Raw genomic sequence first — 23,095 nt, forward strand, 5'->3', positions numbered from 1 at the left:
CTCGCTCAGATGCGGAGGGCGGCACTATTGGAGAAGTTCAGCTATGCGTGCAGTTTCATTTTTTTTGGGCACCCGGCGCGGCATGGGGCAACTTGCCCTGGCAGGTGCATTGCTTGTTTGCGCGATGGGGGCAGCGCAGGCTCAGCCCCAGATTAAACCTTACTATCTCAACCAATGCAGCCTTTTCCAAATCGGGGAGACGGGTAACGGTGGTGCAACCCCATGGCGGAAAACGGGCCAGGATACGGCGACGGTGAACAACGTGATTGCGCAGCGTACTGTGTCGATCAATGCTGTAGGTAAAACCGCTACCGAGGTTGATGAGAGGGACGGGCTGGCTCTACTTCAAGGAGCACGCTGGTCTGGTGCCCCGAATCTGTCTACGCATCTTATTCCGACAAACGTGGATGGGTTGTCCATTCGGATTTCCGGTGCTATGAATCAGGGGGCGTATGTGCGCCCCCTGGACCCCGGAAATTTTTTAACAATCTATTCCGGTTCCAGCGAAGCGAGGAACTCAGTGAGTTTCACTTTTGGCGATACCGTTGTTGTGGAGGTGGTCGTGACAGGCCCTGTCGCGCCTGGTTCACATACAGTGAGCGATCTCGCTTCGACATGGAAGGGAACAAGGCTCGAGATCTTGGCAACGCAGCGAGATACACGCAACACCCCAGCGCTTGGCGCGGTTATGCAGGTAGGGAGGGAAGAAGGAAAGCCTGCAAATAGTAACGGCAACACATGTTACGACGTTAAAGTCTATACCGTGAGTGATATCTTGACTCTCGACGGCGGCGGCGGCGGACTTCCGGTCGAAGCAAAATGTACCGTTGATGCGAAGTTCCAGGGAGCGGGATTTTCGCTGCCTATGGGTAACTATGCTGCCGCGGATTTTCGCTCGGACGGGGCTTTAAGCAAGGAGGTTCCGTTCGAGGTCTCCGTTCACACATGTGCAGCAGGGGCCAAACCCAAGATCGGTTTTAATGCGCAGTATGGTTTGATTCCTGGCGCTAGCAATGTACTTCAGCTGAAAGACCATACCGCAGTGACCAGTGCGAAGAATTTGGGCATCATTCTGACCAGGCAAGGTAACGACCAACCGCTAGTGATCGGCCAAGGTAGCGATGTAGGCAACAAGTACGAGTTTGACAACCTGCCCGGCGCGGGGGTGGCGCAAAATTCCGGGGCAGAGATCAAGTTGGGCGCGCGCTATCGGCGAACTGACCAGCAGCAGCCGTCGGGTGTCCAAGCTGGTATTGCGAATAGCCAGGTGAATTTCAATATCTATTACGACTGACAGATTTTGCGCGGCTGGCCTGGTTCTGCATGGATCGTGGCACGTCAAGCATAAGAAATAGCGCCTGAGGGCGATCAAGGTTGTAGTCGTCTTGCCAAGCCCTCATTGCTGCTGGAGGTCGTGCAGCGTGATGAATTCGCTCCGTTTGAGGCGCTGAGGTACAACCCACATCTCTCGCTTTTCCCTGTACTGATGTCCCGGGGGAAGTCTGCAAAAAACCCCGTAGGTTAGATATTTTTAACTTTCGGGGGCAGTGCATTCAGGAGCGTTGGGTAGGCCGACCTAGCCAGGCTCGGTCGGCCATAAGGTTCGGCTGAATTAGTGGAACATGTTGATCCAACCGTAGTTGGTGCCAACGATCGGCACTTGGGCTGCCTGACCCCAAACAGAGTTGCCTTGCATGGTGCCGTAGTTGATGGCTGCCAGCCCACCGAAGGCTTGGCTCATATTGTGGCGGAAATCCACTTGGCCGGAAGCGGTGGAGTCGTTGACCTCTCCTTGGTTGATGCCGACCAGGCCTCCCAGCGCCATGCCCGTGCCGGAATAATAGTAGGAGCCAACCGGCTGGCCTGTAACTAGGCCTTCTGCGGTGGAGTGTTCAATTATCCCGTCCACGAGGTTTTGGCCAACCAAACCGCCAATCGTGGCGTAGTCGTTACCGATGACCGTGCCTGACGCGGTGCCGGCGATGATTTTCCCGGCATTCACCCCTGCCAGGCCGCCCGTCGTGCTGTATTCGCCCCCTTGCGTCAAGCTCGCCGCGTTGGAAGCAATGATGGATCCGCTGTTGTAGCCGACCAAGCCGCCTACCGCTGCATAGTTGCCTCCAATAACTTTCTCCACGTTTGAGATGCCAAACAGAATGTTGCCGTCGTTGGCGCCTACCAAGCCGCCCATGCGAGTACCGGCATTGCCGTATCCATAGTACGTTGACACACTTTCGCTACTGGATTCGCCATTCTGAATCGAGCCGTTAAAGCCGTTATAGCCCACCAAACCGCCGATGTTGCCGGCATACTGCCAGTCCTCAACGATGTTGCTGGCCTTGACGTCTTCCAGACTGCCGTTATTCGCGCCTACTAAGCCGCCCGTGTTCGCCCCGTCGTAGCCGGACACTTTGCCGGATGCGCTGGCAGTCGAGATTTTGCCGCCGTTGTGGGCGCCGACCAGGCCGCCAGCGGAACTGCCAGAGGCGGCGAAGACCTGCCCGCTGCTATCGGCGAGGGTAATGTCGCCGATGTTGACGCCGACCAAGCCGCCAACGTTGCTGGAAGCGTCGCCGCTCACCGTCCCCGTGCTGCTGACGTTGGTCAGTGTGCCGTTGCGATTCGACCCAACGAGGCCGCCGACGTTAAGACTGGCGCTTCTAGCACTGACTTCCACTGCGCTGGTCGAGTCTTGAATATGGCTAGCTTCGTTGAAGCCGACCAGACCACCGATACCGCCAAGGCCGTTATGTTGCAACACGCCGCTGACGACGCCGCTTGCCTGGCTGCTCAGTATGTTGCCGTTACTCCGGTTTACCCCTACCAGACCGCCAACGCTGCTGGTGTAGGTGTTACTGAAGACAGAGCCGGAAAATGCCGAGTTGCTGATGGTTCCTTTCTGGTTCGTGCCGACCAAGCCGCCCACGACGTTGGCACGGTAGGCGTTGCCGTTGACGGTGGTGTTGGTGACTTTGACGTTGTCAATCATGCCGGTGTTCCGGCCGGCCAACGCCCCGATGGACATGGACGCGACGTTGGCATTGGTGGACGTGACGTACATCGAGGCCAGATTGAGGTTCCGGATGATGCCGGCAGACGACGAGAACAAGCCGAGGTTGTCGCCCGTGGTGGCAACGGAGAAGTTCGTCAGCGTATGACCCATGCCGTCGAACACGCCATTGAACGAGCCGTAGGCGCCGCCGATGGGTTGGAACGTTTCGGCACCCTGAAGATCGGTACCCAATACGTAAAGGCCGTTAAGGTTGTTGTTGATGGCCTGCAGTGCAGCCTGGTCCTGGATGACGGTATGGTAGATGTTGTTGGACAGGAAGCCGGCGCCAGCGCCGCTCAGGGTGATGTTGGCGTCTGGGCCCCGCAACACGTAGTTGGCGGTAGCGGGTTTGCCTGATGCGCCGCCGGTGCCGGGAGCAGCGGCGGTTGTCGTCAGGGCAATGCGGGCATTCGGGCCGTTCAGCAAGATGCGGTCGCTGATGTCAATGCGCTCGTCGGCCAACAGGTTTAGCGTGCTGTTCGCACCGGAGGCGGACAGGGTACCGTTCAACACCGCCTTGCCTGCGCCACCATGCTGAGCGTTCAGCGTCAGGCTGTTGCCGGACGTCCAGTTCAACGGCGCGTTCACCACGATGTCGTCAGCAGCGCTGGCCAATTCGACGTTGGTCGTGGCCAGCGTGCGGTTCAACGTGTCCGCATGGAGGGTTGGATTGGTGCTGGTTGCGGTGCTTTCGATGTTGATCCCATCGCTGGTGAGCTTGAAGGCGCCGGTGGAGCCGTTCGTGGCGCGTGTGTCGATGGTGGCACCCAAGCGCACCCGCACATTTTTGCCGGAGGCTTCAATTGCGCCGCCGTTGCCATAGCTTGTCAGCCCGGTCGCGCTTAGGCGGCCAGCCACTTCCACGGTGCCCTGCGTTCCGCCGTGCAGCACGATCTTGCCGGGCATATTGTTCAGCGTCTTGGCTTCGATGACGCCGGAGTTGTTGACCACCGTCGAGAGGGGCGAGGCGTTGCTGGCGCTGGCTTGTAGCAATACTTGACCGCCATCGGCGCGGATCGTGCCGCTGTTGCGCGCCAAGGCGTTGGCGACTGCCGCGTTGATTTCCACCTTGACCAGTCCGCTGCCCATGCTGACCGTGATTTTGTCGCCCGCGGCCAATGCGGTGGTGCCGCGGTGGGATTGGATGGTGCCCATGTTGGTGGCTTGGGCGCCAAGCAGCAGCACGTCGCCGCTAATGGCGGTGATCACCCCGCCATTATTCCTGACGCCGTTGGTGCCCGCGGCTTCAAACACAAATTCGCCATTGGTATTGTTGTAAAAGCTATCGGGGTCTACCTTAAGCGTGGAGGCCACCAGACTGCCGACGTTCACGCTGGCGCCGGAATTGAAGACGATGCCGTTAGGGTTGACGATAAAGATTTTTCCCTGGGCGTTGAGGCTGCCGTTGATCGTGGTGGGAGAATTGCCCGAAACGTAGTTCAGCGTCATATCGCTGGTACGCTGGCTGAAGGTGACGCGTTCGCCGGCCGCGATGCCGAACGCATTCCAGTCGATGACGGCCTTCGGCGTGCTTTGGGTGATCACCATTTCCTTGCCGTATGTCCCGACTTGCGCCGTACCGTGCGTGACCGTGGCACCGGTGGGCAATGCATGGGCGACCGGCATCAATGCCGACAGCCCCATCACGACGGCGGCCATGACGCCGGCGCGTACACCAGAGCAGCTGGACTTGCCGCGTTGCTTGGCGGATTCGCCGGCGACGCTCCAGCATCCCTTGGATTCATTCCATACCACGGTATAGGACTTGTTCATGTCTTCCTTCTTGCAAGTGACGCACGGGAGAAGTTCCGTGCGGGGTTGAAAAACGCGTAAACGCGTCGGGGTCAGAAAAGACGGGTGGCCTGGAACCACAAGCGCGGTTCGCGTTTGGGGCCTTCTTGTCGATAGTTGTTCTGCTCCAGCGGCCATGCCGCGGTCAGCGTGATCTGGTGCTGGCGGCCGGTCTGGATCACGCTCACACCCGTGGCCGACAGATGCTGGCTGTTGCGGCCGCCGATCCACGGGCGCTTGTTGAGCCGCACGGCGCCCTTGTCCACGAAGGCGGCAAGCTGCAAGCCGGGAAAGGGCAGGTAGCGCAGGTCCAGGCTGCCTTGCCAGCCTTCATCTCCGCTGCCGGCGCCATTGGGAAAGGCGCGTACGCCGAATGGCCCGCCCAGGCTGAATTTCTCGGAGCTGTCCAGATTCTTCGATGCCCGTTGCGCGCTGAATTGCGCGGACAGCATGAAAGGGCCGGGCAGGTTCTGCAGGCGCAGCAGGGCGAGGTTGGTCTTGCCGAACCGGCCGGCTGCTCGGTTGTAGAGGCGGTCGCCCTGGCGGCTGGCTGCGTCGCGCAGCTGCAGTGAGCCGATGCCATAGGACAGATACAGGGCATTGCGGCCGCCGCCCAGGAAGGCGTCGTCGTTGTTGCCGCTAAGGGATGCCGTCCATAGGCCGATATGCTTGCGGCTGACGACGTCGAACAGATCCATGGCGTCGCGCATGCTCTTGTCTTCGTACTGCAGTTGCGCTTGCAGATTGATGCTGCGGCCGCGCAAGACCGGTTGCTGGACGAAGACGCTGGAGATGGAGGCGTTGCCGTGCGCTTGCAGCAGGTCGAAATCCCTGCCCAGGCGATAGCTCATGTTGGAGACGCTGGCGCCCAGGCGGGTCAGGCGCGCTCCGACCGGCACCTGGTAGGCCATGCGGTAATAGCGCTGCTTCTTGTCGCTGGTCAGCAGGCGCAGGTTCAACTGGTCGCCCAGGCGCAGCGGACTGTTTACGTCCAGACTGCCGGCCAGGCGAAACTCGCCGGTGTAATAGCCCCCGAAGTTGTCGGCGTCCAGGCTGCCCGCCACGAGGGGGCCGGGGGCGGCATCGATGAACAGTTCCGTGGAACCGGGGACTTGCCCCGGGCGCAGGGTGCCCTGGACCCGGACGCCGGGAATGTCGTTGACGAGCATCAGGCGGTTGTCCAGCGCTTCAAGGTGCACGACGTCGCCTGGGCGCAACGGGGAAAGCGCCCGACGCAGGACCGAGTCGCGAACGCGAGTTCGGTTGGTGAGCGTCAGGCCGCCATAGACGCCTTCCTGAATGGCGATCTGGACGAGACCATCGACGATTTCTTGCGGCGGGAGGTAGGCCCGGGCCAGTAGATAGCCGTGGTCTTGATAGAACCTGGTGATGCGGTCGGCGGCGGCGCGCAGGCCGTCAAGGTCTTGCTGCGTACCTGTCAGATCGGATAGCAGGGCCAGCAGATCTGCGGCCCGAAACACATGATTGCCTTGCAGATGAAAGCCGCTGATGGCCACCTTGGGGCCTTCTGATTGGCCCGTGGCCGAGGGCCGCGCGGGGGCAGAGCCCGACACGTCCAGACCGGGTTGCGAAGCCGGCGGGGCAAGCGCGGGCAGCGTCGATTCAAGTTCGCGCAGCGACCGGCCGGCGTCAGGTATCTGAGCCGGCGTCGTGGTATGTGTCAGCGCCAGCAGAAGTCCGCCGATCCCCTGACAAGCTCGGTGAGCCAGGCCGCTACGGAACGGAAATGGATCTGAGGGAAAGGAAGGGGGAGATTTTGGGCGCAGCAGCGCCACGGCGTTTCGCAATATCAATTCGTTCTAACCGTCTTTCGCAACGGCCCTCTCTGGGTCTTTTTTATTGTTCGAGCGAAAGGCCGCTACCTTTGCTCAGCGCGTGCGACAAGGGCCCGGGACAAGCTCGTTCCGGTGTCGTTGCCACATGCGATGACTATAGGTATGTGTAAGACGAAGAGAGTTAGTAAGACTACGAGATTGAACTGCGGTGTATTCGGAAAATAATTTAGCTATGCACGTGATTCTCTAGAATTTTTATTGAGGTTCGTGCGGACTTCGGAGAATTGGTGTTGTTTTGCGCGAATTAGTCCTAGATTTCGAGAGGGGTGGGGGTAATTGAGTCCTAAATTGAGGGGTGCAGATCGTCTGGTAAGCAAACGGGATGCGCATTTAGCATGAGGTGCCATCTACAATTAAATCGGTGATGGTGGTCCCGCGCTTGATAAGGAGAGAGTCCCGGTGTCTGAAGCCAATATATTCGTCGCACTGGTCGATGATCATCCTGCCGTGTCTTTGGGGGTGCAGGCGGTGTTGAGCCGAAACCCCGCAATTGTCATTGTTGGGCACGCCCAGGATTCAACAGGGCTCGTTGAGTTGCTCAACGAAACGCGCTGCGACTTGCTGATTTCAGATTTTTCGATGCCCGGCGGAAAATACGGCGACGGCTTGGCGCTGGTGTCGTATCTGGCGCGAAACTACCCGAACCTGCGCACGATTATTCATACGATGTCCGATAATCCCATGTTGATATGGGCGCTGGTACGGCAAGAGATCATGGGGGTGGTGAGTAAATGCGATTCTCCCAATCATCTTCTGAGTGCGGTGAATTCCGCATCCGCCGGTCGACGGTACTATTCGCCCGTGATTCAGGAACTCTTCATGCACAACATGAGGATGGGTGACGTGGAAAGGCTGACGCCTCGCGAAACGGAGATCGTCCGGCTATTTTGCGCGGGGGGAACGATTACCGACATCGCCCAACTCGTGCATCGCAGCGTGCAGACGGTAAGCACCCAGAAGCGAAGCGCGATGCGAAAGCTGGGCGTGACAACGGACGCGGCGTTGGTGCGGCACGTGCTCAGCAACGGAATCAAGACGTCGCTGGACATGGCCGGCGCCACGGACGCCGAACCTGCGGCCTAGCTCCGAACAGGACGGGGCGGCATCGGCCGCCCAGCAGGTCAGAAAAATTCGTCCAGCAGGCAATAGAACTTGATGCGTTGCGCGTCGGGCGCGACGCCATACTCGCGGAAGAAGGGCGCAACCCATTCCTCGCCGACATTGCGGGCGATGCTGCGCGCAGCCAGGGCAAGGTCTTGAAAGCGGTCTGCGATGCCCAATCGGCCGCAGTCGATGAAACCGGTGAAACGGTTACCGTCGACCATGAAGTTCGGCAGGCAGGCATCCCCATGCGTCACGACCAAGTCATGTGCCGTGGGGCAGGTCGATAGCAGTTCGGCCAGCACCTGGCCGGCTGATTGCCCAACCCTTTCATCGTCGAAATCCGCTTCATCAACCAATCCGGCGTCGACGCGCCGTTTTGCGTCAGCGATGCGGGGCGCCAGCCTGTGGTCGAACGGGCAGGATTCCGTTGGGACGCGATGCAGGTTGCGTAATGCCGCGGCCAACAGGCCAATGACCTGGCCCGGGGGCAGAGTGGCACTGGCCAGGTCGCAGCCTTCCAGCGCAGTCATCAGCAGCCAGTGGCGGCCACCGTCGTCTACGGAATCGAGCACGGTGGGGGCCGGTTGGCCGACCTGCCGCAACCAGCGAAGCCGCGCAATCTCATCGGGCAGTTCGTTCACAACGCTAGTGAGTTCGGACTTCAAGAACAGATCGGGCTGACCGCGGCGGCGCACGCGGTAGACGTCTGCGCGCGACTCGCCAATGGACTGTTGTTCGATGGAGGCATGAGCGAAGCCGTCGCGCCACTTGGCGGGCAGGGCGATCCGGTTGCAGTCCGTTGTATTGAGCGATTCCATTGGCTTGCCAATTCTCTAGGCGGCTTCAGAGCGAGCTTCGACATGATAATCAGACTTGGCCACACTTGGCGCTATCCGCGCCCGGAATCGCTTTCGTACTGTTGCCACGCGTCCCGCGCGCTGGCGCCCTGGTGGATCATCGCCATCAATGCCCGCACCACCGCCGCTGGATTAGCGTGCTGGTAGACGTTGCGTCCGTACACCAGGCCCACCGCGCCCTGGTCCAGCAGTTCCCATGAGCGGCCGAATACGCGTTGCAGGTCTTCACGGCCGCCGCCTCGCACCAGAACGGGGCATCGGGCCGCCTGCACCACGCGGTGGAAATCGCGGGTTTCGGTGGTGGGATCGGCCTTGATGATGTCGGCGCCCATTTCGCGAGCCAGGCGCACCAGCGTCACGATCTTTTCGGCGTCGCCGTCCACCATGTAGCCGCCGCGGGCAGAGTGGGGCGCCATGACCAGCGGTTCGATCATCAGCGGCATGCCGTAGCGGTCGCAGTCGGCCCTGACGCGCGCGATGTTCGAGACGCATTGGCGGAACAGGTCGGGTTCGTCGGGCAGCATGAACAGGTTGACGACGACGCAGGCCGCATCCATCTGTACGGCGGGCAGCACCGGGTCTTGGGTGTTCTGGAGCACGGCCCACATCACGCGGTGCGTGGTGGCGTTGTAGGGGTTGCCCATGTCCAGGCGCATCACCAGCGCGGGCTTTTCACGCCCCGGGCGCTGCTGCAGCAGGCCGGCTTGGCCGTAGTTGAGCTGGATGGCGTCGGGGCGCGCCGCGGCCAACTGGTCGATGACGGCGGGCATGTCTTCCAGGCCGTCCAGGAATCCGGGTTCGTTGCAGACGCCGTGGTCGACGGCGATGTCCAGGCAACGCCCGGCGGTCAGCAGGCGGTTCAGGCGCGCTTCTTTGTTGTGCGTCATGGAGGTTTCCTTGTCCGTCAGTCGAGGGTGGCAAGATGGCGGGCGGCGGCCGCGTCGATGGCGGCGAGGGCGGCCGTATCCAGCCTGAGGTCGGCCGCGCCGGCGTTCTGGATCGCCTGCGCGGGCGTGCGCGCGCCGCACAGGGCGGTGCTGACCCCGCCGTTGCGGGTGGTCCAGGCGATCATCAACTGCGCGTACGAGCAATCCAGGCGTTGCTGTAAGGGAGCCAATGCCTCGAAGAAGGCTTTCAGCCGCTGGCGGTTGGCAGCGGAAAAGCGCGGGTTGCCGGCGCGCTGATCGTCGCCCGTGAATTGCCGGTCGGGGTCGATCGGGCCGGCCAGCAGGCCCAGCGCCAGCGACGAATAGCCCAGCGAGGCCACGCCGTGGTCCCGGCATGGGGGCAGCAGCGTGGATTCGATGTCGCGGTCGATCAGGCTGTAGCGTTCCTGGATGGCGTCCACGGGGCCCTGCTCCAGGTATTCGGCCAGCGTCTCGGGCGTGGCGTTGCTGATCCCGATGGCGCGGATCTTGCCCTGGCGCTTCAGGTCAAGCAGCGCGCCCATGGTTTCGGCGACCGGCGTGGTGCTGTCCTGCCAGTGCGTGATGTAGAGGTCGATGTAATCCGTTTCCAGGCGGGCCAGGCTTTGTTCCACTTCATGGAAGATGGAGGCGCGGCCCAGATGGCGGTGCACCGGTTTGCCGTCTTCGTCGAAGAAGTGCGCGCCCTGTTGCGTGTGCCAGACCAGCCCGCATTTGGTGGCGATGACGGCGTCGTGCCGGCGTCCTTTCAGCGCGGTGCCGACCAGGCGTTCGGCATGCCCCAGGCCATAGGCGGGCGCGGTATCGATCAGGCGGACGCCGGCGTCCACGGACGCGCGGATGGCGTCGATGGCTGCGGCGTCGTCGCCGCCGCCCCACATCCAGCCGCCCATGGCCCAGGTGCCCAGGCCGACGGTTTCGCATTCGATGCCGGACGCGCCCAGTGTTGTGATGTTCATCGGTGTCCTTTCTTGACGTTCATAAGATGGTCGACGGTGACGGCGGCCAGCAGGATCAGGCCCTTGACGACGTCTTGCCAGTACGGCGAGACATCCAGCAGGATCAGAGAACTGGTGACGATCGAGAGCAGGGCAAGACCCAGCACGGCGCCCAGGACCGTGCCGGAGCCGCCTTTCAGGCTGGCGCCGCCGATCACCACGGCGGCGATCACGTTCAGTTCCATTCCCAGGCCGAAGGTGGGCGTGGCGGCGCCGAAGCGTGCGGTGTAGACCACACCCGCCAGCCCCGCGAGTGTCGAGCACAGCACGGTGACCCAGAACTTCACGCGGCCCGTGCGGATGCCGGAATACAGGGCGGCTTTTTCATTGCTGCCGGTGTAGAACACCTTGCGCAGCAGCGCCGCCCGGCGCAAGGCGAAGTCGCTGACGATGACGATGGCGGCGAAGATCAGGATGACGGCGGGGATGCCTCCGATGACGCCCTGGCCGATGAACTTGAACTGCGCCGGTAGCGAGAACAGCGACTGCGGCGTGCCCTGCGTGATGGCCAGCGACAAGCCGCGCACGATCACCATGAAGGCCAGGGACGCGATGAAATGGCTAAGCCCGATGCGGGTCACGCACAGGCCGATCAGCGCGCCCACGACGCCGCTTGCTGCGATGGCGGCCAGGCTGGCGGTCCATGGGTCTACGCCCATCAGGAACAGCTTGCCGGTGATCACCATGGCCATGCAGACGACGGAGCCTACCGACAGGTCGATGCCGCCCACGATCACCAGCAGGGTCATGCCGACCACGACGATGCCTTCGATGGAAAACGACAACAGCATCGCGCGTATGTTTTCCCAGGTCAGGAAATGCGGCGACGCGAAGCTCATGCCGATGGCAAGGAGCGCAATGATCAACAACAGGCCGGCTTCGCGCATGCTTGCCAGCCGGTGCCGCAACGGGACCCCGGTGGCGGGGCGCGCGGGCGTCAGTCCGGCGTCATGCAGCAGAACGGCGTCGGCCGCGGGGGAGGGTTTGAGTTCGGACATCAGATCGTCTCCTGGGCGCTGAGGCCCGAGGCTAGTCTCAGCAGCCTTTCTTCAGTCATTTCGCTGGCCGCCAGCTCGCCGGCCAGGCGGCCGTCGCGGATCACCAGCGCCCGGTCGCACAGCCCGATGATTTCGGGCAGTTCGGAAGAAATCACGACCACGCCCACGCCCTGGCTGGCCAGGTCGCGCAGGATGTGATGGATCTCGGATTTGGCGCCCACGTCCACGCCGCGCGTGGGTTCGTCCATCAGCAGCACAGCGGGGTTGGTGGCCAGCAATTTGGCGATCGCGACCTTCTGCTGGTTGCCGCCCGACAGGCTTGCGGCGTCGATGGCCACGCCGTCGGACTTGAGCTTGAGCCGCGCGCCCAGCTCCGTGGCCAGGCGCCGTTCCGCGCGTCGCCGCAACAGGCCGAAACGCGAACTGATGCGGGCCAGCGCCATCGACGATATGTTCTGTTCAATGGGAAGTTCCAGGAACAGGCCCGCCGCCTTGCGGTCTTCGCTGAGGTAGGCGATGCCATGGCGCAGGGCGTCGCCGTAGCGGCGGATCCGCAGCGGTTCGCCTCGCAACCGCACGCTGCCGCGCCGCGCGCGCCGCAGACCGCACAGCGTCTCGGCCAGTTCGCTGCGCCCGGCGCCCATCAGGCCCGAGATGCCCAGGATCTCGCCGCGCTTGAGCGTGAACGAGATGCCGTGCACGCTGACGTCGTCGGCGATGCCGTCAACTTCAAGCAAGGGGGCGGCGTTACCGCCTGCCGCCTGTTTGGGCGGGTAGTAGCAGCCCAGGTCCCGCCCGACCATGCTGCGCACCAGCGCATCCGGCGTCAGGCCCGACAGCGGGGCGCAGAGTACGTCGCGGCCGTCGCGCAGGACGGTGACGCGGTCGCAGTGCTGGAAGATCTCGGCCATGCGGTGGCTGATGTAGATGATGCCGATGCCCTGTGCTTTTAGATCGTGCAGCACGCGGAAGAGGGCGGCGGATTCCACTTCGGTCAGCGCCGCCGTGGGTTCATCCAGGATGAGGACTTTGCAGTCCAGGGTCAGTGCTTTGGCGATTTCGACCAGTTGCTGGCTGGAGATGCCCAGGTCGTCCACGCGCAGGCCAGGGTCGATCTGCTGCCCCAGCCTTGCCAGCACCTGGGCGGCGCGCGCATTCAGGCTGGCGAAGTCCATCCAGGCGCGCGGCCGGGTGGTGATCTCGGGCATGAAGATGTTCTCGGCCACCGTGGCGTCGCCGCACAGCGCGATTTCCTGGTGGACCAGACCGATGCCCAGCCGCATGGCGTGGGCCGGCCCGTCGATGACCACGCGCTCGCCGTTCAGCCGGATGTCGCCCTCGTCAGGCGCGTGGATGCCGTCGATGATTTTCATCAACGTCGACTTGCCGGCGCCGTTCTCGCCGCACAGGGCGTGGATTTCGCCCCGTTGCAGCGAGAAATGCACGCCGGCCAGCGCGCGCGACGCCCCGAAACGCTTGGCGATGCCGTGCAGTTCCAGCAGGGGCGGTTGCGCGGTCATTCGTTGATGCCCTTGGTGCCGCGGCGCGCCAGGTACTTGTCCCAGTAGAAGTCGTCGGCGTTGGCCTTGCTGACGATGGACAGGCCGTTGTCCAGGAAGGGCACGGCCATCGGGTTGGTGCCGTTGCGCTTGGCGTCGTTCATGGGGTCGATCAGTTGCTGGTTGCGCGCCAGGAACAGCAGCATCATGCCCATGTAGCCTTGCACGCCCTGGTTCGGGTTGACCGAGCCATAGACCTCGCCCGACTTGATCATGTCCAGGATCTTGGCGTTCACGTCGCAGCACAACACCTTGATGTTCTCCTTGGTTTCGATGCTGGCTTGCGCCGCGCCCAGCGCGGAATTGGCTTCGGGCATGAACAGCGCGGCCAGGCCGGGATTTGCCTGCGCCAGGCTCAACGTGGCCTGGTAGGCCTTGTTGGGGTCCTGGTTGCTGGCGGCGCGGCCCACGAGTTTCATGCCGGGGTGTTTCGTCTTCATGCGGTTGATGAAGGCGGCGATGCGGCGGTCGTGGTTGTCCTGGCCGGGGTTCTCCAGCACGGCGTAGTCGCCTTTGCCGTTCAGGGCCGCGGCGATCGCGTCGGCGGCCTGGGCGCCTTCGCGTTCGTTGTCGGACGTGACGAACGACACGCGCTTGGAGTTGGGGGAGTCGGCCGCGAAGGTGACGACGGGGATGCCCATCGCCGCGGCGCGGTTGATGGGCTCGATGAACGGATCCGGGTTCATCGGGTGCAGCAGGATGCCGGCGGGCTTGCGGGCCAGCTCCTGCTCGAAGGAGGCCAGTTGCTTGTTGACGTCGTACTCGGGCGTGCCCGAATACCGCGTCTTGACGCCTAGCGTGTGGCCCAGCTGCTTCATCATTTCATAGACCGGGAACCAGTATTCCACGCCGGACACCATGACGTTCATGACATAGACGTCGCTGGTGGCTCCCTTCAAGCCCGTACCCGGCGCGGCGGGCGCGCTCTGCGCAAAGGCATTGGCTCCTGCCAGGCTGGCGCCCGCAGCGGCTACGGTCTTCAAGAAATCTCTTCTCATGTTGCGCTCCTTTTCCTCGCATTGATCCATTGCCTGCTGGCTTGGATACCCGGTGGTGGGCCTGATTGGCTCAACTCGTTGTTATGACATCGACTGAACTATATGGCAGCGGAATTATTTCTTTTACTAGGGGAAACACTGCTATCCTGCCGAAAATATCTGTAGACAATGTCATAACATGAAAGCCGACATATTCCTGGGTATCGACATGGGGTCCACGGGCCTGAAGGCGGTTGCCTTCGAGGCTGGGACGGGAGCCACGCTGGCCGCCTCGGGCGGCGGGCTGCCCTATAGGCATCTGCCTGGTGGCGGCTGCGAATTGCGTGCGGACGCCATCGACGCGGCGCTGATGCAGGCCCTGCGCGGCGTGGCCGCGCAACTGGGGCCGCGTGTGGCTCAGGTGCAGGCGCTGTGCTGCACCGGCCATGGCGCGGGGCTGTACGCGCTGGACGAGCGGGGCGATCTGTTGGCCGGGCGCGCCGTGGCGTCGACCGACCAGCGGGCTGCCGGGCTGGCGCGGAATCTGGCGCAGCGGCAGGGGGACGCCCTGTATCAGGAAGTGGGCTGCCGGCCGTGGTCGGGCCAGCCCAGCCTGGTTGCCACGGAATTATTCGATGCGCAAGGCGGTGGGCATCGGGCGATTCGCCGCCTGCTGTTCGCCAAGGACTATCTGGGCTTCCTGCTTAGCGGAGAAATCGCCACCGACGCCAGCGACGTCAGCACGGCGGGCCTGCTGAATCTGGACACCGGCGTGTGGTCCGCGTTGGCATTCGAGGCGGCCGGCCTGGCGGATCTGATGCCGCGCGCACTGCCACCGATCGTGCCCACGGGCACGGTGATCGGGCGCCTGCTGCCGGCGCGCGCGGCCGCCTGCGGGCTGCCTGCCGGCCTGCCGGTCGTCATGGGCGCGATCGATCTGCTGGCCTCCCTGTCGGCGGTGGGCGCTGTCAAAAGCGGCCATGCGGTGGCGGTGTTCGGCACCTGGTGCGTGAACGCCGTTGTGGCCGATGCGCGCGAACCCAAGCCGGAGGTCGGCGCGATCGTGCGCCATGGGCCGCCGGCCTCGCGGCTATATCTTGAGAACAGCCCTTCGTCCATGGCGAATGTGGCGTGGCTGGCACGCGCGCTGCAGTTCGACGATGCGGCCGCGGCGGTGGACTGCGCGATGTCGGTGCCGCTGGGCGCGGAGGGCTTGCGCTTTCTGCCTTTCATCAACGGGGGCGGGGTGGCGGCGGGCGCAACGGCGGGCTTCGTGGGCTTGAAGGGGCATCACGGGCGTGCGCACATGGCGCGCGCGGTGATCGACGGCGTGGCGGCGTTGCATGCCTGGCACTTGAAGCGCCTGGCCGCGCATGGCCTGGGCGTGCCGGGCCGGGTGGCTGCCTTGGGTGGCGGCGCGCGCGATCCGCGGCTGGTGCGCTTGCTGGCCGATTTCCTGGGCCATCCTGTTGAACGCTGCGGCGATGACGAGACCGGGGCGCGCGGCGCGGCCGGCTATGCGGCGTTGTCGCAAGGCGCAAGCGCGGACGAGGCCTTGCCCGTGCGTTGCGTGACCGAAGCGCCGGATGCGACGACGGCGCAAGCGCATGCCGAGTTCCATTCGGAATTTGAAGCGCTGATCGGCAATATGGCGCCCGCCTTCGCGCAATTGGCGGGGCGTGCGCCATGATGACGCCAACCTTGCCCTATGTGCGTCCGGCCGCGTTGGCGGGCCGGCATTTTTCCACGGTGATCGTGGGCGCCGGCATCAATGGCGTGGGCGTGTTCCGCGATTTGTCGTTGCAGGGCGTGGACTGCCTGATCGTCGACAAGGGCGACTTTGCGGCCGGCGCCAGCAGTGCGCCGTCGCGGATGATCCATGGCGGCTTGCGTTACCTGGAAAGCGGCGCATTCGCGCTGGTGTCGGAAGCCACCCGCGAACGCAATCGGCTGCTGCGCAACGCGCCGCATCTGGTGCGTCCGCTGAAAACGGTGGTGCCGTTGTCCAGCCGTTTCGGCGGCCTGCTGGGCAGCGTGCTGCGCTTTGCCGGGTTCAAGGCGTCGCCCGGGGCGCGCGGCGTATTCGTGGTGGCGCTGGGCCTGCGCCTGTATGACCGCCTGGGACGGCGCCAGCGCGTGATGCCGGAACACCGCATCGCCAGGGCCTCGGCCGCCGACAACATCCTGTTCCGGGAGTCGGTGGGCTGGACGGCCACGTATTTCGATGCCTGGATCAGCCATCCCGAATGGTTGATCCAGGAACTGATGGCCGACGCGCATGCCGACCAGCCCGCGTCGCTGGCGGCCAACTATTGCAATGTGACGGCGTGCCGGGGCAGGACGCTTAGCCTGCGCGACGAGATCACCGGGGAAACCGTCGAGGTCACCGCGGACACCGTGGTCAATGCCACGGGCGCGTGGCTGGACCGGTCCGCCGGCGTGCTGGAAGGGGCGGGTTCACGCGTCATGGGCACGAAGGGCTCGCACTTGATCCTGGACCATCCCGCGTTGCGCGCGGCGTTGGACGGGCGCATGGTGTACTTCGAAGCGTCGGACGGACGGGTCTGCATCGTTTATCCCTTTATGGATCGCGTGCTGGTCGGGTCCACCGACATTCCGGTTGATGATCCCGACCAGGCGGCTACCGAATCCGCCGAGATCGATTACCTGCTGGACGTGCTGGGCGAGGTCTTCCCGCGGCTGCGTTTTGCGCGCGGCGACGTCGTCTACACTTACGTCGGTGTGCGTCCGCTGGCGTATTCGGATGCGGACAAGCCCGGCCAGATATCGCGCGACCACGCGGTGGTGGTCGATCCGCCGAACGCCGTGCGCAAGGTTCCGCTGGTGTGCCTGGTGGGCGGCAAGTGGACCACGTTCCGATCCTTGGCGGAATTGGCCGCGAACCAGGTGCTGACGCTGCTGGATCGGCCCCGTCTGCGCTTGACCGAGGCGCTGGCCATCGGCGGTGGTGCGGACATGCCCGCGGACGGCCCGGCCAGGGAACAACTGGTCGATACGATCCGGGCTAGCTCAGGCCTTTCGCGCGAACGGATCGACGGGCTGGTCAGCCGCTACGGTTCGCGTGCCGACGGCCTGGCGCAGGCCTTCGCGGCCGCAGGGGACGTTCCGCTGCGCCATGCGCCGGACTATTCCGAAGCCGAGATCCGCATGCTGTGCCGCCAGACGGGCGTGCAGCATCTGGCCGATCTGGTGATCCGCCGGACCTTGCTGGCGATATGCGGCCGCGTCACCGACGGCTTGCTGGCCGAATTGGCGGAGCTGGCCGCAGAGGCGCTGGGTTGGACGGACACGCGCCGGCGCGACGAGTGGCTGGCGTGCGCCGCCATTCTGCGCGACCGGCATTTTGTAGATATTGATTCAAGCCTTAGCCTTATCACGACATGAGCAGCCCCATTCCGACCCAAGACGTACTGGACCGCAGCGCCGGCGCCCCGCTTTGGGCGCAGTTTCGCGACGTGGTGCGCGGCAAGATCCTTCAAGGCGAACTGGCGGTGGGGGCCAAGCTGCCCACCGAGGCCGAGTTCGGCGAACAGTACGGCATTTCACGCATTGTGGTGCGGGAGGCGTTGGCGGATCTGGTGCGCAATGGCCTGATCTACAAGATCCGCGGGCAGGGCGCTTTTGTGTCGGCGCGCGAACGCGACGAGGACTTCGTATCGACGGTGCTGGGCTTTTCAGACGAAATGGCCCGCAAGGGTCGCACCGTCCGCACCCAGGTGCTGGTGCAGGAGCTGCGCGCGCCGACCGCGCAGGAAGCGACGTCGCTGGCGCTGAATGAAGCGGACATGGTGGTGGCGCTAAAGCGCTTGCGCAGCGTGGACGGCGAACTGCAGTTACTGGTGGAGACCGCCGTGCCGGCGGATCTGGCGCCCGGCCTGCACCGCACGCGCCTGGAAAACCGTTCGCTGTATGACGTGTTGCGCCGCCAGTATGGGTTGCGCATCGTGCGGGCGGAGCGCTGGATCGATGCGGTGGCGCCCGACGCGCACACGTGTGAATTGTTGGGCATGGCCAGCGCCGAACCGTTGCTGCGCATCGAGTCCATTGCTTACGGTTCGAATGGCCGGCCGCTGGAATACTACCGCGCGTTGCACCGCTGCAAATCGAGCCGGCTGCACGTTCAGACCACGACCTGAGGCCGCGGTCCGCCCCATTAGAAGAGGTTCAGCGCTTGCGCCACCCATAGCGCCAGGCCGATCGCGATGCCGATCAGCAGCATGCGCCGCAGTCCGCCACCCGAGGGGACCGCGCCGGGCGACAACGACGGATCCGCATTGACGCGCGAGGGGTGCGACGCGCCGGCGGCGGGAGCAGGGCGCGCCGAGGGGGCGTCGGCCTGATCTGGGCTATCCGTTTCGATGGTGAACGCAGGCTTGCGCTTGACGTCAGCCGCATCGCCGGCGAAGTCCTGCACGTCGATGCCCGCGTTTTTCAGCATGTCCCACAGGCCGCCCAGGTCTTTGCCGCTGCGCAACGCCTCGATGCGTTCGCGTTCGGCGCGCGGAACCTCATCCAGGCTGTCGTACTTGCGGCCGTTCACCATGACCGCGCCGTCCTTGATCAGGACGTTGAACGATTCCCCGTTTTCCAGGCCTGCGTAGCTCCATTCCTGAGTGACGCTGACGCCGTCCATCTTGCTGTCCAGCAGGTCTTCGATGTGGACGCGCTGCTCGGGCGTGAGGTCCGAGGTGGAACTCCAGCTGCGCGTGGTCGTCGAACTGCGCCAGGTCTTCGTCTTGTCGTTCATGGGAGGGATCCGTTGCTGTTCCTTGCCGCGAAATATACAGAATCCGTTAACCCGTTTGTCAGAAAATCCCGCTTTTGCGGGCTTCTTACATTGTCCTTAAAGCAAAAGACAATCCCATGTCAAGAAAATCGAACTGATATGGTCACTTGAGCAGATCAGATGGTCGAAAAGGCGCATAATGCGACCACCTTCTCTTATGTCCCTTTTCAAGAGCAGGTTCGATTTTCTGTAAGCAAAGAGCGTGTTGTCACTAGCTCGGCAGTTCGTGTTTCCAGGTTTCATGTTCGGTAGCGCGCTAGGACAACTTGGAGTATTCACGGAGATGTCTATGACAGAAGATGCAAAGCCGCGCCGGCGGTTTCTGCAAGCGTTGGCCATCGTGCCAGCGTCGACGATGGCGGTAGGGGCCTTGACCACGGCCTGTACCAGCGCCGACGAAGGCAAGGCCGCTCAGGCCGCCAAGCCCTACGCACCCACCTATTTCACCCAGCCTGAATGGACCTTCATCGTGGCGGCCGTGGATCACCTGATCCCCGCCGACGAGTACGGTCCGGGCGCCATTGCCGCCGGCGTGCCTGAGTTCATCGACCGCCAGATGGAAACGCCCTTTGGCCACGGCAAGCTCTGGTACATGCAAGGCCCGTTCCATCCCGATCAGGTGCCGGAACTGGGTTACCAGCTGAACCAGACTCCCCGCGAGGTCTACCGCCACGGCATCGAAGCCTGCAACGCCTGGTGCGTGAAGACGCACGGCAAGGTGTATGCCGAGCTGGACAAGCCGCTGCAGGAACAGATCCTGAAGGATCTGCAAGGCGGCAAGATCGAGCTCGAGACCGTGCCTGCCAGGACGTTCTTCAGCTTCCTCTTGTCCAACACGAAGGAAGGGTTCTTTGCCGATCCGATCTACGGCGGCAACAAGAACATGGTGGGTTGGAAGATGGTGGGCTTTCCCGGCGCGCGCGCCGACTATATGGACTGGGTTGACCAGCCCAATGTGAAGTACCCCTATGGCCCCGTGTCGATCTCTGGGGAGAAGGGTTAATCATGGCGATCAAGAAAGATAAAGTGGATGCGGTCCTGGTCGGGTTCGGCTGGACCGGTGCGATCCTGGGTCAGGAACTGACCGAAGCCGGGTTGCACGTGCTGGCGCTGGAGCGCGGCGGCATGCAGGACACGCCGAAGGACGCCGAGTACCCGAAGGTGATCGACGAGCTGGCGTATTCCGTGCGCGGCAAGCTGTTCCAGGACCTGTCCAAGGAAACCGTGACGATCCGCCACGGCGTGGACGACGTGGCCGTGCCGTACCGCCAGAACGGCTCGTTCCTGCTGGGAACGGGCGTGGGCGGCGCAGGCTTTCACTGGAACGGCATGCACTACCGCGCGCTGCCTGAAGAGCTGGAACTGCGCACGCGCTACGAAACGCGCTACGGCAAGAAGTTCATTCCGGAAGGCATGACCATCCAGGACTTCGGCGTGACGTACGACGAACTGGAACCGTACTTCTCGAAATTCGAGTACGTGTGCGGCACGTCCGGCAAGGCCGGCAACCTGAACGGCAAGATCGTGGAAGGCGGCAACCCGCTGGAAGGCAAGCGCAGCAAGGAATTCCCGCTGCCCGCGCTGCCCAACACGTATGGCGCGCAGTTGTTCGAGAAGGCCGCGCGCGAAGTCGGGTTCAATCCGTATCCGGCACCCGCCGCCAATGCCTCGGGCCCGTACACCAACCCCTACGGCGTGCGCCTGGGCCCCTGCAACTTCTGCGGTTTCTGCGAAAACTACGGGTGCTACATGTACTCGAAGGCGTCGCCGCAGACGACCATCCTGCCGGTGCTGCTGAAGAAGCCGAATTTCGAGCTGCGCACGCATTCGCAGGTGATCAAGGTCAATCTGGATTCCACCGGCAAGAAGGCCATCGGCGTGACGTATATCGACGCCCAGGGCCGGGAAATCGACCAGCCGGCCGATCTGGTGATCCTGTCGGCCTACCAGATGCACAACGTGCGCCTTTTGCTGCTCTCGGGTATCGGCAAGCCGTATGACCCGAAGACCAATGAAGGCGTGGTCGGCAAGAACTACGCATACCAGATGAACGGCGCAGTGAACGTGCTGCTGCCCAAGGGCACCCAGCTGAACCCCTTCGTGGGCACCGGCGCGGGCGGCGTGGGCATGGACGACTTGAACGGCGACCAGTTCGACCACGGCCCGCTGGGCTTTCTGGGCGGCGCCAGCATCCGCCACGTGCGCTACGGCGGCCGTCCCATCAAGCAGACGCCGACGACGCCGGGCACCCCCAGCTGGGGCACGGCCTGGAAAGCGGGTGTGCAGGACGCGTATCAGCGCTTCATGACCATCGGCATTTCCGGTTCGGTGATGTCGTACCGCGACGCCTATCTGTCGCTGGATCCGACGTACAAGGACGCCTATGGCCAGCCGCTGCTGCGCATGACGTTCGACTGGCATGACAACGAGTTCGACATGCTGGGCTACATGGGCAAGCGCATGGAGACCGTGGCCAAGGCCATGAATCCGGAGAAGCACTTCGTGGCCGTGCGCAAGAAGGGCGCGCGCTATGACACGCGTGTCTACCAAAGCACGCACAACACCGGCGGCGCGATCATGGGCTCGAACCCCAAGGAAAGCGTGGTCAACAAGTACCTGCAAAGCTGGGATGTGCCGAACGTGTTCGTGATGGGCGCCTGCGTGTTCCCGCAGAACATGGGCTACAACCCGACCGGGCTGGTGGGCGCCTTGGCCTTCTGGGCCGCGCAGGCGATCCGCGACCAGTATCTGAAGAACCCCGGCCCGCTGGTCCAGGCTTAAGGAGACGGAACAATGTTGAAGCAAACCATTGTTGCGGCCTTCTCGGCCCTGGTCGCCAGCGCCGCATTCGCGGCGGACGGCACGACGGCCGCGGCGGATGCGCAGATGATCAAGCAGGGCGAATACCTGTCGCGCGCCGGCGACTGCATCGCCTGCCATACGGCCAAGGGCGGCAAGCCCTTCGCCGGCGGACTCGGCATCGAGTCGCCGCTGGGCACGATCTATTCGACCAACATCACGCCCGACAAAGAGACGGGCATCGGCAACTACACCTACGAGGACTTCGACCAGGCCGTGCGCCACGGCAAGGCCCGCGATGGCCATTCGCTGTATCCGGCCATGCCGTACACCGCGTACGCCAAGGTCACGCCCGATGACGTGAAGGCGCTGTATGCCTACTTCATGCATGGCGTGGAACCGGTCAAGCAGGAAAACAAGGACACGGACATCTCGTGGCCCATGTCGATGCGCTGGCCCTTGACCGTGTGGCGCTGGATGTTCGCACCCGACGTCGTCAGCGGCCCCGCTGCGAGCGACTTGAAGGGCGCCGACCGCGAAGCGCTGCTGCGTGGCCAGTACCTGGTCGAAGGCCTGGGCCATTGCAGCACCTGCCATACGCCGCGCGGTTTCGCCTTGCAGGAAAAGGCGCTGAGCGACGCGGACGGCTCGGCCTTCCTGTCGGGCGGCGTGGTGGAAGGCTGGCTGGCCAAGAACCTGCGCGGCGACGCCACCGACGGCCTGGGCAACTGGACGAAGGAAGACATTGCTGTCTTCCTGAAGTCTGGCCGCAACGGCCATTCGGCTGCGTTCGGCGGCATGGCGCAAGTGGTCGAGGACAGCACGCAGCACTTGTCCGACGCCGATCTGAACGCCATTGCGGTGTATCTGAAGAGCTTGCCGCCGGTCAACAAGGACGCGACCAAGCCGCTGGCCGATGACGAGTCCGTGGCGCAAGCGCTGCGTACCGGCAAGGATAAGAGCGATGGCGCGATGGCGTTCCTGAATAACTGCGCCGCCTGCCACCGCAGCACCGGCAAGGGTTATACGGAAACGTTCCCGCAGTTGGCGTTGAGCTCGACGGTGAATTCCGCGGATCCGGCCTCGCTGATCCACATCGTGCTCAAGGGCGCGCAGATGCCGGGCACGACGGCGGCGCCCACGGCCTACGCGATGCCTGGCTTCGACTGGCGCATGACCGACAAGGAAGTCGCCGACGTGGTGACCTTCGTGCGGTCCAGCTGGGGCAACAAGGGCGCGGCAGTCAGCGCGTCGGATGTGGCCAAGGTGCGCAAGGAAGTGGGGGCGGCCGCGCAGCCCGCGCGTTAACGCGCCCCGCGGTTCCGCAAGACGGTCCCGCATGATGGCGGCGTCGGAAAGTCCAGGCTTTCC

17 protein-coding genes are annotated in these 23,095 nt (G+C 63.5%); 8 read left to right on the forward strand and 9 right to left on the reverse strand.

Annotated features, from left to right (window positions below):
- Positions 1 to 43: 43 nt before the first annotated feature.
- A complete protein-coding gene (locus CEY09_RS31850) occupies positions 44 to 1,294 on the forward strand; it encodes a fimbrial protein (protein WP_143219538.1) in 1,251 nt (416 codons plus the stop codon).
- Between the two features lie 318 nt (positions 1,295 to 1,612).
- Here CEY09_RS31850 and CEY09_RS00350 read toward each other — a convergent pair whose 3' ends face one another.
- Entirely contained in the window at positions 1,613 to 4,825 is a 3,213-nt protein-coding gene (locus tag CEY09_RS00350) for a GLUG motif-containing protein (protein ID WP_158218643.1), read from the reverse strand.
- A gap of 71 nt (positions 4,826 to 4,896) precedes the next feature.
- The gene (locus CEY09_RS00355) at positions 4,897 to 6,417 is read right to left on the reverse strand and encodes a ShlB/FhaC/HecB family hemolysin secretion/activation protein (RefSeq protein WP_234818192.1); all 1,521 of its coding nucleotides are present in this window, start codon (positions 6,415 to 6,417) and stop codon (positions 4,897 to 4,899) included.
- Positions 6,418 to 7,098: 681 nt separating this feature from the next.
- Between CEY09_RS00355 and CEY09_RS00360 the strand changes: the two genes are divergently transcribed.
- Positions 7,099 to 7,782 (forward strand): response regulator, encoded by a 684-nt coding sequence (locus CEY09_RS00360; protein WP_088587124.1) that lies wholly within the window; start codon positions 7,099 to 7,101, stop codon positions 7,780 to 7,782.
- A gap of 38 nt (positions 7,783 to 7,820) precedes the next feature.
- On the opposite strand, the gene CEY09_RS00365 is transcribed toward CEY09_RS00360, so the two are convergent.
- From CEY09_RS00365 to CEY09_RS00390, 6 genes are all read right to left on the reverse strand, one after another.
- Positions 7,821 to 8,621 (reverse strand): APH(3')-II family aminoglycoside O-phosphotransferase, encoded by an 801-nt coding sequence (locus CEY09_RS00365; protein ID WP_088587125.1) that lies wholly within the window; start codon positions 8,619 to 8,621, stop codon positions 7,821 to 7,823.
- 71 nt (positions 8,622 to 8,692) lie between these two features.
- On the reverse strand, positions 8,693 to 9,547 hold the full coding sequence (locus CEY09_RS00370; RefSeq protein ID WP_088587126.1) for a class I fructose-bisphosphate aldolase: 855 nt from the start codon (positions 9,545 to 9,547) through the stop codon (positions 8,693 to 8,695).
- 17 nt (positions 9,548 to 9,564) lie between these two features.
- Positions 9,565 to 10,545 (reverse strand): aldo/keto reductase, encoded by a 981-nt coding sequence (locus CEY09_RS00375; protein ID WP_088587127.1) that lies wholly within the window; start codon positions 10,543 to 10,545, stop codon positions 9,565 to 9,567.
- A complete protein-coding gene (locus tag CEY09_RS00380) occupies positions 10,542 to 11,582 on the reverse strand; it encodes an ABC transporter permease (RefSeq protein ID WP_088587128.1) in 1,041 nt (346 codons plus the stop codon). Before CEY09_RS00380 ends, CEY09_RS00375 begins: the two co-directional genes overlap by 4 nt.
- The gene (locus CEY09_RS00385; protein WP_088587129.1) at positions 11,582 to 13,102 is read right to left on the reverse strand and encodes a sugar ABC transporter ATP-binding protein; all 1,521 of its coding nucleotides are present in this window, start codon (positions 13,100 to 13,102) and stop codon (positions 11,582 to 11,584) included. The genes CEY09_RS00380 and CEY09_RS00385 overlap by 1 nt, the downstream gene beginning before the upstream one ends.
- Positions 13,099 to 14,139, reverse strand: coding sequence for a substrate-binding domain-containing protein (locus CEY09_RS00390; RefSeq protein WP_088587130.1), 1,041 nt, complete (start codon positions 14,137 to 14,139; stop codon positions 13,099 to 13,101). The genes CEY09_RS00385 and CEY09_RS00390 overlap by 4 nt, the downstream gene beginning before the upstream one ends.
- Positions 14,140 to 14,317: 178 nt before the next feature.
- On the opposite strand from CEY09_RS00390, the gene CEY09_RS00395 reads away from it, so the two are divergent.
- The 3 genes from CEY09_RS00395 to CEY09_RS00405 are packed head-to-tail and all read left to right on the forward strand — an operon-like array spanning position 14,318 to position 18,275.
- The gene (locus CEY09_RS00395) at positions 14,318 to 15,808 is read left to right on the forward strand and encodes an FGGY family carbohydrate kinase (protein ID WP_088587131.1); all 1,491 of its coding nucleotides are present in this window, start codon (positions 14,318 to 14,320) and stop codon (positions 15,806 to 15,808) included.
- A complete protein-coding gene (locus CEY09_RS00400; protein ID WP_088587132.1) occupies positions 15,805 to 17,523 on the forward strand; it encodes a glycerol-3-phosphate dehydrogenase/oxidase in 1,719 nt (572 codons plus the stop codon). The genes CEY09_RS00395 and CEY09_RS00400 overlap by 4 nt, the downstream gene beginning before the upstream one ends.
- Positions 17,520 to 18,275 (forward strand): GntR family transcriptional regulator, encoded by a 756-nt coding sequence (locus tag CEY09_RS00405; RefSeq protein ID WP_088587133.1) that lies wholly within the window; start codon positions 17,520 to 17,522, stop codon positions 18,273 to 18,275. The genes CEY09_RS00400 and CEY09_RS00405 overlap by 4 nt, the downstream gene beginning before the upstream one ends.
- A 17-nt stretch (positions 18,276 to 18,292) precedes the next feature.
- On the opposite strand, the gene CEY09_RS00410 is transcribed toward CEY09_RS00405, so the two are convergent.
- A complete protein-coding gene (locus tag CEY09_RS00410) occupies positions 18,293 to 18,886 on the reverse strand; it encodes a hypothetical protein (protein WP_088587134.1) in 594 nt (197 codons plus the stop codon).
- A gap of 328 nt (positions 18,887 to 19,214) precedes the next feature.
- Between CEY09_RS00410 and CEY09_RS00415 the strand changes: the two genes are divergently transcribed.
- The 3 genes from CEY09_RS00415 to CEY09_RS00425 are packed head-to-tail and all read left to right on the forward strand — an operon-like array spanning position 19,215 to position 23,032.
- On the forward strand, positions 19,215 to 19,928 hold the full coding sequence (locus CEY09_RS00415) for a gluconate 2-dehydrogenase subunit 3 family protein (RefSeq protein WP_088587135.1): 714 nt from the start codon (positions 19,215 to 19,217) through the stop codon (positions 19,926 to 19,928).
- Between the two features lie 2 nt (positions 19,929 to 19,930).
- Positions 19,931 to 21,706, forward strand: a complete 1,776-nt coding sequence (locus CEY09_RS00420) for a GMC family oxidoreductase (RefSeq protein WP_006224279.1) — start codon at positions 19,931 to 19,933, stop codon at positions 21,704 to 21,706.
- A gap of 12 nt (positions 21,707 to 21,718) precedes the next feature.
- A complete protein-coding gene (locus CEY09_RS00425) occupies positions 21,719 to 23,032 on the forward strand; it encodes a c-type cytochrome (RefSeq protein WP_088587136.1) in 1,314 nt (437 codons plus the stop codon).
- Positions 23,033 to 23,095 lie beyond the last annotated feature (63 nt).

The sequence above is a fragment of the Achromobacter marplatensis genome (assembly GCF_002209535.1).
Taxonomy (GTDB): domain Bacteria; phylum Pseudomonadota; class Gammaproteobacteria; order Burkholderiales; family Burkholderiaceae_B; genus Achromobacter; species Achromobacter marplatensis.

Excerpts from the sequence above, each read along its gene's own strand:
- CEY09_RS00410 (WP_088587134.1), bottom strand. The coding sequence starts at position 18,886 with ATGAACGACAAGACGAAGACCTGGCGCAGTTCGACGACCACGCGCAGC.
- CEY09_RS00395 (WP_088587131.1), top strand. The coding sequence starts at position 14,318 with ATGAAAGCCGACATATTCCTGGGTATCGACATGGGGTCCACGGGCCTG.
- CEY09_RS00400 (WP_088587132.1), top strand. The coding sequence starts at position 15,805 with ATGATGACGCCAACCTTGCCCTATGTGCGTCCGGCCGCGTTGGCGGGC.
- CEY09_RS00350 (WP_158218643.1), bottom strand. The coding sequence starts at position 4,825 with ATGAACAAGTCCTATACCGTGGTATGGAATGAATCCAAGGGATGCTGG.
- CEY09_RS00380 (WP_088587128.1), bottom strand. The coding sequence starts at position 11,582 with ATGTCCGAACTCAAACCCTCCCCCGCGGCCGACGCCGTTCTGCTGCAT.
- CEY09_RS00385 (WP_088587129.1), bottom strand. The coding sequence starts at position 13,102 with ATGACCGCGCAACCGCCCCTGCTGGAACTGCACGGCATCGCCAAGCGT.
- CEY09_RS00420 (WP_006224279.1), top strand. The coding sequence starts at position 19,931 with ATGGCGATCAAGAAAGATAAAGTGGATGCGGTCCTGGTCGGGTTCGGC.
- CEY09_RS00405 (WP_088587133.1), top strand. The coding sequence starts at position 17,520 with ATGAGCAGCCCCATTCCGACCCAAGACGTACTGGACCGCAGCGCCGGC.
- CEY09_RS31850 (WP_143219538.1), top strand. The coding sequence starts at position 44 with ATGCGTGCAGTTTCATTTTTTTTGGGCACCCGGCGCGGCATGGGGCAA.
- CEY09_RS00375 (WP_088587127.1), bottom strand. The coding sequence starts at position 10,545 with ATGAACATCACAACACTGGGCGCGTCCGGCATCGAATGCGAAACCGTC.
- CEY09_RS00370 (WP_088587126.1), bottom strand. The coding sequence starts at position 9,547 with ATGACGCACAACAAAGAAGCGCGCCTGAACCGCCTGCTGACCGCCGGG.
- CEY09_RS00390 (WP_088587130.1), bottom strand. The coding sequence starts at position 14,139 with ATGAGAAGAGATTTCTTGAAGACCGTAGCCGCTGCGGGCGCCAGCCTG.
- CEY09_RS00425 (WP_088587136.1), top strand. The coding sequence starts at position 21,719 with ATGTTGAAGCAAACCATTGTTGCGGCCTTCTCGGCCCTGGTCGCCAGC.
- CEY09_RS00365 (WP_088587125.1), bottom strand. The coding sequence starts at position 8,621 with ATGGAATCGCTCAATACAACGGACTGCAACCGGATCGCCCTGCCCGCC.
- CEY09_RS00415 (WP_088587135.1), top strand. The coding sequence starts at position 19,215 with ATGACAGAAGATGCAAAGCCGCGCCGGCGGTTTCTGCAAGCGTTGGCC.